At 70.5% G+C, this 5,436-nt stretch carries 6 protein-coding genes; 1 reads left to right on the top strand and 5 read right to left on the bottom strand.

Features of this window, described 5'->3' with window-relative positions; translation table 11 throughout:
• The 3 genes from ACOJSN_RS20790 to ACOJSN_RS20780 form a co-directional block, all read right to left on the bottom strand.
• A partial coding sequence (locus ACOJSN_RS20790; RefSeq protein ID WP_420114388.1) for a histidine kinase dimerization/phospho-acceptor domain-containing protein occupies positions 1 to 903 on the bottom strand: 903 nt, incomplete at its 3' end.
• 41 nt (positions 904 to 944) lie between these two features.
• Positions 945 to 1,664 carry a response regulator transcription factor gene (locus tag ACOJSN_RS20785; protein ID WP_420114387.1) on the bottom strand — a complete coding sequence of 240 codons (720 nt, stop codon included), beginning with the start codon at positions 1,662 to 1,664 and terminating at the stop codon, positions 945 to 947.
• 77 nt (positions 1,665 to 1,741) lie between these two features.
• Complete coding sequence (locus tag ACOJSN_RS20780; RefSeq protein ID WP_420114386.1) at positions 1,742 to 2,323, bottom strand: NYN domain-containing protein; 582 nt, start codon at positions 2,321 to 2,323, stop codon at positions 1,742 to 1,744.
• A gap of 108 nt (positions 2,324 to 2,431) precedes the next feature.
• Between ACOJSN_RS20780 and ACOJSN_RS20775 the strand changes: the two genes are divergently transcribed.
• Entirely contained in the window at positions 2,432 to 2,896 is a 465-nt protein-coding gene (locus ACOJSN_RS20775; RefSeq protein ID WP_420114385.1) for a PGPGW domain-containing protein, read from the top strand.
• Between the two features lie 159 nt (positions 2,897 to 3,055).
• On the opposite strand, the gene ACOJSN_RS20770 is transcribed toward ACOJSN_RS20775, so the two are convergent.
• A complete protein-coding gene (locus ACOJSN_RS20770) occupies positions 3,056 to 3,838 on the bottom strand; it encodes a PspA/IM30 family protein (protein ID WP_420114384.1) in 783 nt (260 codons plus the stop codon).
• Between the two features lie 71 nt (positions 3,839 to 3,909).
• Positions 3,910 to 5,436: TPM domain-containing protein (locus ACOJSN_RS20765; protein WP_420114383.1), on the bottom strand; the 1,527-nt coding region annotated here is incomplete at its 5' end.

Genomic DNA, 5,436 nt, shown 5'->3' with positions numbered 1-5,436 from the left:
CAGCGCGAGCAGATCGTTGACGAGGCCGCCCATGCGGCTGGCCTCGTTCTCGATCCGGCTCATCGTCGCGCCGACCTCACCGTCGGGGACCGCGCCCATCCGGTACAGCTCGCCGTAGCCGCGGATCGAGGCCAGCGGGGTTCGCAACTCGTGCGAGGCGTCGGAGACGAACCGCCGCATCCGGGCCTCGGACGCCTGCCGCTCCGCGAACGATCGCTCGAGCTCCGCGACCATCGCGTTGAACGAGAGCCCGAGCCGTCCCACCTCGGTCGTGGGCGGTTGCACCGGCGCCCGTTGCGACAGGTTCCCCGCTGCCACTGCTCCGGCCGCCGTCTCGATGTCGCGCAGCGGGCGCAGCGACTTCTGCACGGCCCAGTAGCCCGCGAGGGCGCCGGCGATCACGACCCCCAGGCCCACGAGTGCCATCGTGCGGATCAGGTTGGAGACAGTCTTCAGAACGCTGGTCATCGGGACCGCGATCATCATCGTGCCGACCTCACCGCTCGGCGACACCAGCGCGTAGCTGCCCACCCGCCACAACGTGCTGCCCGACGTGGACGCGACCGTGAACTCCTCGCCGGCTCCGAGCGGCTCGGCCAAGTCGGGCAGTGCCGGTTGGATGCCGTCGCCGATCGTGGTCGCCTCGATGCGGAACGCGCAGCCGTTGTACAGCTCGACGTGCACGAAGTAGTCGGTCGGACGGGGCGGCTGCTCGGGTGGGCACTCCCGCATCACGCTGCCGCTGACGTCGTCGGCGTAGGACTGCGCCGCCTCGAAGAGCTGGTCGTCGACCTGCTGCATCAAAGAGTTCCTCACCAGGGCGACCACGGCGGTTCCGGTCAGCACCAGGGCGACGAGGATCAGCCCCGCGGTGATGAGCGAGAGCCGCCATCGCAGCGGCAACCCTCGTAGTCGCGTTGGCGCCGGTGCGGGCCGCTCGATGCTCACTGCGGCGCGCGCAGCATGTACCCCACTCCGCGCTTGGTGTGGATCAGCGGCTCACCGTCGAACGGGGCGTCGACCTTGCGGCGCAGGTAGGAGATGTAGGACTCGACGATCGCGCCGTCGCCGCCCCAGTTGTACGCCCACACGTGGTCGAGGATCTGCGACTTGCTCAGCACCCGCCCGGAGTTGAGCATGAGGTAGCGCAGCAGCGTGAACTCGGTGGGGGAGAGGTCGATCGACTCGCCTGAGCGACGGACCTCGTGCGCGTCCTCGTCCATCTCGAGGTCGCCGACCCTCAGCAACGAGTCCTCGGCCATGGCCGCGGTGGTCTTGGCGCGCCGCAGCACCGCCCGGATGCGGGCGATCACCTCATCGAGGCTGAACGGCTTGGTCACGTAGTCGTCGCCGCCCACGGTGAGACCGGCGATCTTGTCGGTCGTGTCGTCGCGCGCGGTGAGGAACACCACCGGCATGTGCTTGCCCTGCTCGCGGAGCCGCCGCGTCACGGTAAAGCCGTCGAGATCGGGGAGCATGACGTCGAGCACCACGAGGTCCGGTGTGCTCTCGAGCGCCTTCTTCACCGCTTGCTGGCCGTCGGCGGCGGTGTCCACCTCGAAGCCCGCGAACCTCAGGCTGGCGGCGAGCAGCTCACGAATGTTGGGTTCGTCGTCGACCACCAGGAGGCGGGCCTCAACGTGCTCGGGTGCGGCAGTGGTCATGGACATCAGTCTGCGCGCACCACCTGAGGATTACCTGGGAACCGCCTGTGGAGGTCGCGGGAATGCGTTCAGGAAGGTCACAGGTAACGCGTGGGATCGAACGCCTCGAGCGGGATGATCCGCACCCGCGGCAACGGCGTGTTGAATGCCGCCACGTCGTCTTCGAGGTCGAACAACTCCAGGCCCGCGTGGGTCAGCTCGGTGATCCGAGCGTTGACGAACTCCCGGAAGCACAGCACGCCCACGCGCCGCTCGCCGTCGAGCAGTGCCTCCAGCTGTGGCAGGAAGTCGCCGTCGTGCGAGGCCAGCAGCACATCACCCGGGCGGTCCTTCAGCGCCTCCAACGTGCGCTGGATACCGATGTCGACGACCTTCTCCGAACCCGAGCCCGCCAGCGGGATCGGGTGGTAGCTCATCGCCAGCAGCGCCTGCACGAAGCTCATCGGCATCTGGCCGGTGCTCGCGTTGAGGAAGAACAGGCCACGCACCGGCGCGCCCCACGAACGCGAGGCGAACTCGGTGATGCGGTCCCACCTGGGCCGTTCTTCGGGCGCGGGTCGGTGCCCGAGCACACTGAGCCCGAGAGTCGCGTCGATGTTCTCGCCGTCGACCAGCAGGTACGTCTGTCGGGGCTCGGGGGTGGCATCGCCATCGGTCATGTCGGCAGCCTACGGCGGTGCCGTGGACCACCGGTGCGCGACGGCCGCGCGGCATCGGAGAATGGATACGGCGACGCCGAGCGGGCGTCGACGAACAGGGAGGTCCGGGTGGCGAACCTTCGCAGCGTCGCGCTGACAGTGCTGGGCTGGACCCTGGTGGTGGCCGGGGTGGTCGCGCTGGTGCTGCCGGGCCCCGGGCTGCTGATGGTGTTCTCGGGCCTGGTGATCCTCTCGCAGCGCTACCCGTGGGCGGAGAAGCGCCTGCGACCCATCGAGATCCGGGCGATGAAGGGCGCTGCCGAGGGCGTCGAGACGGTTCCGCGGATCGCGCTCTCCTGCCTGTTCGCCCTCGGCATCATCGGGTTCGGCGTGCTGTGGCTCATCCGCCCGGAGATGCCGGCCTGGTGGCCGCTCCCCGCGATTTTGTGGTTGCCGGGCGGCCGAGGGACCGGCACCACCCTGGTGCTCTCGGGTCTCATCGCACTCGGGCTGGTCGCCTGGAGCGTGCGCCGGTTCCACGGCAAGCCCGAGGAAGTTGCCCGCATCGAGGAGCGGGCCGCGGCTCGTCGCTGAGCCACTGAGCACGCTCAGCGCGCTCGTTGCAGCGCGCTCGTCCGCATCATTGCCGGCCTGCTGGCGGGCTACCGCCCGCTGACCAACTGAGTGGGGACGTGCGAAGGGCCCGGCTCGATGCGTGCGGCCGGACCCTTCGTTGGCACCTCCCAGTGCCGGTTACTGCCGGTCTGTGACCGGCGCGTCCTCGATCGCCGGCTGGACCGGGGCGTCCTCGACAGCCGGCTGGTTGCCGCGCTTGAGGGCCTCGAAGCGGGCGTCGACCTCCAGCACATCGCCTGCGGTCTCCAGCTCGGCGAACTGCGCGTCGAGCGAGGACGCCTGCAGCTCCGCCTGGCCGGCCACCTGAGCCTCCTGGCGGCGCACCTGCTCCTCGAACCGGGACAGCTCGCTGGTGGGGTCGAGCACATTGATCGAACCCACTGCCTCCTGCACCTTGGCCTGCGCGTCGGCAGACTTCGCGCGCGCGACCAGCTGGTCCCGCTTGGTCTTCAGCTCGTTGAGCTTGTCCTTCATGACCGCGAGGCCCTGCTTGAGCTTCTCGGCGACCTCGTTCTGCGAGGCGAGCAGCGGCTCGCTCTGCTTCACCTCGTTCTCGAAGCCGATCTGCTTCTGGAGCGCGACCTTGGCGAGATTGTCGTACCGGTCCGCAGCGGCGGTGTCCCCGGCGGCGCGGGCCTGGTCCGCACGCTGTGACGCCGCGAGGGCCTTGTTGCCCCACTCGCTGACGGCTGCGACATCCTCGTTGTAGTCCTGCTCGGCCAGCCGGAGGTTGCCGATCGTCTGCGCGATCGCCTGCTCGGCCTCGGCGATGTTGTTCGTGTAGTCGCGGATCAGCTGGTCGATCATCTTCTCCGGGTCTTCGGCCCGATCGAGCAGCGCGTTGATGTTGGCGCGGGTGAGCTGGGCGATGCGCCCCAGAATGGTCTGCTTCTCGCTCATGAGGTGTTCCCCTTCGTCTGGTCGGGTCGATGCTGTCAGATGCGGATGAGTGTTCGCTGAGAGTCCGTGGCCTATCGGCGCCTCCCACCGCCCGAGTGGCGGCTGCTTCCGCCGCTACGTCGGCTCCCGGAGCTGCGGCTCACCGAGCCCATGCTGCGGCCCATCCTGGAGCCGCCGCTGCGGCTGCCCCCGCCGAATCCACCACCGCTGCGGGATCCGCTGCCGCCCCACCCGCCGCCGTAGCTTCGTCCACCCGAGGAACGGCTACCGCCGCGCATCACCTCGTTGAGGATGCCTCCCAGGATCAGTGAGCCGCCGTCGATCCCGCCGGAGCGGCCGTAATACCCACCACCGGCGCTGCGCTCCTGCGTGCGCCGCCACCCGTTGACATCGTTCTGCGCCAGCTGCATCGCGCCGGATGCTGCGTCCTGGGCCGCGCGCGCAGCCGTGAGTGCGGCCTGCACGTCGCTCTGCTGCAGGCTGCGTGCCCGAGCGAGCGCCTCGTTGGCGGTCGCGAGCCGCGTGCGCGCCGTGGACGCGACCACGCCTCGGTTCGTCTCGATGAACGTGTTCGCCTGCCGCACCGCGCTCTCGGCAGACGTGATCTGGGCGACGAGCTGGCTGCCGGCACGGGCCTGCACCTGCTCCTGCTCACGTCGGGGCGCCAGCGCGGCGTCCAGCGACTGCTCGGCGGCCGCGAGCTCGTTCAGCGCCGCGATGGGGTCGCCGCCGGTCTTCGCGGTGGCACCTGCCTGCAGCGCGGCCTGGGCCCGCTGCACCGCGGGCGCGATCGTCGGGTCCGAGGGTGCGAGACGACCCGCGTCGGAGACGTCCGAGGTCAGCGAGGCGATCGCGCCGTCGAGCTGCCCACTCGCATCCGCGAGCGTCTGCCCTGCCTGCGCGACCATCTCCAGCAGCGCGCCGACCTGGTGCAGCGCGTCCTCCGCCGTGCGGGCGAACGCCACCGCCGTGCCGCGGTCGTCGGCCTGCACGCGCGAGCGCCCCTCGGCCACGGACTGCTCGGCCGAGTCCAGCAGCGCCTGCGCCTGGTCGGGCGCCTTCGCCACGGTCGCGAGAGCGGTCGCCGGGTAGGTCGCACCGAGCTGCCTGAGCGTGTCGCGGGCGGCCGGCACACGCGCCTCGAGCTCGCGGGCACGCTGGTCGAGCTCGTCGAGCAGCGCGGGCGCGCGGTCCTGCAGCGCGCGCAGCTCGCCGAGCGCGGTCGTCTGGGAGTCGAGCGCCTCGTCGGCCGCCTGGCACAGCTGCAGGATCTCGATCAGCCCTTGGCGCTGAGCCGGCTCCGGCTCCGGGGTCGAGTCGCCCAGCTGCTGCTGGATGGCGAACGCCTGGCCGAGCTGCTGCTGCGCCTGCTCGAGCGTGGCCTTGAACTCGCGCGTCGCCTCGATGCCGAACTGCGCCTCGGCGAACGCGAGCTCGTTGGCCGAGGACCGCACGTCGTTGTCGAGTGCCACCAGGGCCGAGCCGGCGCGGGTGCTCAGCTCCGCGGTGCTGACTCCGGCCCACGGGTCCTTCGGACCTGGCGCACTGCCGGGCCGCTGAGCCTGCGTTCCCGCGGCGTTCTTCCGGTTGCGCCGCAT

This window comes from Pseudactinotalea sp. (assembly GCF_048594945.1).
Lineage (GTDB): Bacteria > Actinomycetota > Actinomycetes > Actinomycetales > Beutenbergiaceae > Pseudactinotalea.
Note: the sequence above shows the minus strand (reverse complement) of the source record. Positions and strands in the feature narration are given on the sequence as shown.